Source organism: Pseudomonas sp. 43(2021) (assembly GCF_017490805.1).
Lineage (GTDB): Bacteria > Pseudomonadota > Gammaproteobacteria > Pseudomonadales > Pseudomonadaceae > Aquipseudomonas.
In genome coordinates this window covers 1-495 of the sequence record NZ_JAFGYJ010000339.1, presented here as the reverse complement: position 1 = coordinate 495, position 495 = coordinate 1, and the positions used below count along the sequence as shown (strand labels likewise).

Sequence of the window (495 nt, the reverse complement as noted above, 5' to 3'; positions counted from 1 at the left end):
CTCAATCTGCAGCAACAGAACTATTCGACCTTTCGGCCGCAGCTGATGAGCGAGCGAAGTATTCGTGGCAAACGCCAACGAACACTGGAATCGCTGTTCCCCGGCTACGTGTTCATTGAACTGAGCCGAGACGATAACTGGGCACCGATTCGCTCGACCCGCGGTGTCAGCCGCATCGTCGAATTCAACCATGTGCCCGCCCGGGTCGACGAAGACGTGATTGCGCAACTGCGCGAACGCAGCCAGGAGTCGCTCGGTTTTCCTGCCGAACCGACACTCAAGCCCGGCGAACCTCTGCAAATCGTCCAGGGCCCACTGTCCCCGCTTGAAGGCGTGTTCCTGTCCATGCAGGGCGACGAGCGCGTGATGATGCTGCTCAATTTTCTCAACCGCCAACAGCACGTCAGCGTCCCGCTGAGTTACCTCGAACGCCAGCGACAATAGTCCGGATCCGCTTCGCCCTGACCCCGACCCCCTTAATCAGGAGCGTGATCC

Annotated in this window: 1 protein-coding gene; it reads left to right on the top strand. The window is 59.6% G+C overall.

Translation table 11 applies throughout. The features are described 5' to 3' along the window. A partial coding sequence (locus J5M71_RS27520; RefSeq protein ID WP_207838720.1) for a transcription termination/antitermination NusG family protein occupies positions 1–444 on the top strand: 444 nt, incomplete at its 5' end. Positions 445–495 lie beyond the last annotated feature (51 nt).